The sequence below is a fragment of the Rhodococcus sp. (in: high G+C Gram-positive bacteria) genome (assembly GCF_049299235.1).
Taxonomy (GTDB): domain Bacteria; phylum Actinomycetota; class Actinomycetes; order Mycobacteriales; family Mycobacteriaceae; genus Rhodococcus.
This window is the reverse complement of sequence record NZ_JBAQXC010000041.1, coordinates 1-2,668: the sequence shown is the minus strand read 5'-3', so window position 1 is coordinate 2,668 and position 2,668 is coordinate 1. Positions and strand designations below refer to the sequence as shown.

The following is a 2,668-nucleotide window of genomic DNA, read 5'->3' as shown; positions in this document are numbered from 1 at the left end:
GCGCTGTGCGGGTACCCGAGCGCCGTCACCACAGACATCCGGACGGCAACGGCGCCAGAGGAAACTCCAGCGAAGAAGGAACATCCCATGTCAGTGTCACCGGACGTGAAGACCAGCGAACTCCCGTCGTTGGTCGTATCGATGCAGGACGATCCGAAAGTATTGGAACGCGCTGCCGCAGAAGATTACTCATTGCATATCGTGCCGTTGTCGTGGCGCAGCGGACGCCTGTCGGTGTCGATGGCGTGGTTCGGACTCATGAGCGCGATGTTCTGGGTCGTGGTGGGTAGCACGGTCACCCTCGCCGTGGGCACCATCGACACCATCATCGGAATCGCGTTGTCGGCGATCAGTTACGGGGCGATCAACTCGGTCGTGTCCCGCTACGCCGCGCGGACGGGAACGAGCGTGTCGCTGTTCTCGCGGGCACTGTTCGGCCGGGCCGGCTCCGCGTTCGCGGCCGCCCTGTTCGGCATCACCATCACCTACTACGTCGTCGCGGAAGGTGCGATCGTCGCGAGCGCTCTGCACGCGTACTGGCCGGGCATCCCGATCGCGGTGTGCGCGTTGGTCGTCGTGGTGTATCAGGCGCCGCTGGCGATGCGCGGGGTGACCACGTGGCTCGACAAGATCAACGGGGTGCTGCTGCCCCTGTACCTACTGGGGCTCGTGGGCTCGGTCGTCTGGGCGATCGCTGAGTACGGGTACAGCAACGACTGGCTCACCTACCGGCCGGACAACGCCGCCGACGTCGGTGTGCCCGGATGGTGGTTCGCGTACACCGTCTACATGGGCGTCTGGGTCGTCACGATGATGGCCTGGGATTTCGCTCGCTTCGGCCGGCCCGAGGACGCGACCTTCCACGGGCGCGTCACCTTCGGGACACCGTTCTACGTGGTGACCCTGCTCGTCAACGCCGTGGTCGGCATGTTCCTCACCCACACCATCGACATCGAAGGGGCACTGACCGAGGAATCGGCGATCCTGGGGATCGTGTCGATGATGGGGTTCTGGGGCCTGCTGTGGGTGGTCGCCAGCCAAACCCGCGTCAATTCCGGCAACTTCTATCTCGCGTCGACGAACACCCAGAACTTCTTCGCCCGAGCCCTCGGCCTGACGTTGCCGCGGGTGTTCTGGCTGGCCGTCGTCGCGGTCGTCGTGTACGTGATGATGCTGACGAACGTGCTGTCGTGGATCCTGCAGGCGCTCAGCTATCAGGGTGTGATCATCGTGAGCTGGGTGGCGATCGCCCTCACCCACATCCTCCTGTCGGCGCGGCCCGGCACCAAGGTTCCGCCGGTCGAGTTCCGGCCGGGCCGGGTGCCCGCGATCAACCCGGCCGGGGTGGTCGCGTGGGGGGTGTCGTCGCTGGTCGGAGTCCTGACGGTGGCGTTCGGTGGTGCGACGGGCGCGGTGTGGGCGCCGCCGCTCAGCGCGGTGCTCGCGGCGGTGTTGTACGGCGCGGCGCTGACGATGTCGAAGCCGTCGTGGTTCGCACTCGACCGTCCGCACGACCCGCGCGACGAGGTCGACGACCCGTGGGAGGCCCGCGTCCGGTGCCATCGTTGCGGCGATTCCTACATCGCCTACGAGATGGACCGCGACCCGTCGGCCGGTCACGAGGCGATCTGCCTCGCGTGCGCGTCGAACACCGCGTCGTTCCTGCGCGCCGCGGACGCGGAGGCAGCCGGACGTCTGCCGATGGTCCCGGGCGACGTGCCCGCCGGTAGGTGACGTAGGTCCGCCGACGGGGAGGACAGCCGCGCGCGGTAGGCGCTGGTTGCCAGGATGATCGTGAGACACCCGGCAACCAGCGTGGGGATCGGAGCACCCAGATGATCGACATCCCCGTCGGGCGGACCCGCACCGGCAAACCCGCCTATCCCATGGCCTATCGGATCGAGTTCCTGCGGCAGTGGGACCAGTGCCTCGAACGCGGCGCCAAGACCCGCCTGCTCCGCGAGAACAGACTCGACCGCAATACTGTCAGGCGTTGGATCCAAGCCCGGGATTCGGGAGACTTGCAGGAGTCGATGGTGACCGCAGCAGACAACTCGAGGGACCGATTGGACAGTCGAGACCGCGCGGAACTCGCCAAGCTCCGCAAGGAAAACGAACGCCTCCGCGAGAAAGTCGCGCAGGCCGAGGCAGCCCAGGACATTCTGGGAAAAGCATTCGAACTCTTGCAGGGGATCACCAAGAGTTCGACCGAGGAGAACCCGCAGATCCCGCCGTCGCTGATGAGTGCACGCGAGTACGCACAGTGGCTCGAGCGCAGAAAACTGTCCTGACCGACACCATCACCGAGTTGGCCGCAGCTGGCGTCTCGATCGTGCAGGCCTGCGAGCTGACGGGGATACCACGGGCCAGTTACTACCGCGATGCCCGCGGGTATCGGCACTATCAGCCAGTGCCCGATCCGGTTCCTCAGAAGGATCGGCCGCAGCCGGCCGCGTTGTCGCCCTCCGAGAAGGACGCCATCGTCGAGGTTCTCCTCGCCGAAGAGAACACGGATCTGTCTGTGTGCCAACTGTATTGGCGGTCCTTCGATGCGGGTGTGGTGGAGTGTTCGCAGTCCAGTTTCTATCGGGTGGCCCACACCCAGAACCTGGTCGGGGACCGGCGCCGCGGTCGCAGCCGCAGCGGCAGCCCCGGCCCGGCGGTCAGT

General features: G+C 66.3%; 2 protein-coding genes and 1 pseudogene. All 3 read left to right on the top strand.

Features of this window, described 5'->3' with window-relative positions; all coding sequences use genetic code 11:
- Positions 1–87: 87 nt before the first annotated feature.
- On the top strand, positions 88–1,734 hold the full coding sequence (locus WAX14_RS02450; protein WP_422626506.1) for a purine-cytosine permease family protein: 1,647 nt from the start codon (positions 88–90) through the stop codon (positions 1,732–1,734).
- Between the two features lie 101 nt (positions 1,735–1,835).
- Positions 1,836–2,291, top strand: coding sequence for a hypothetical protein (locus WAX14_RS02445; protein WP_422626505.1), 456 nt, complete (start codon positions 1,836–1,838; stop codon positions 2,289–2,291).
- A pseudogene (locus tag WAX14_RS02440) lies at positions 2,264–2,668 on the top strand (IS3 family transposase); the annotation flags it as partial. The gene WAX14_RS02445 and the pseudogene WAX14_RS02440, both read left to right, overlap by 28 nt.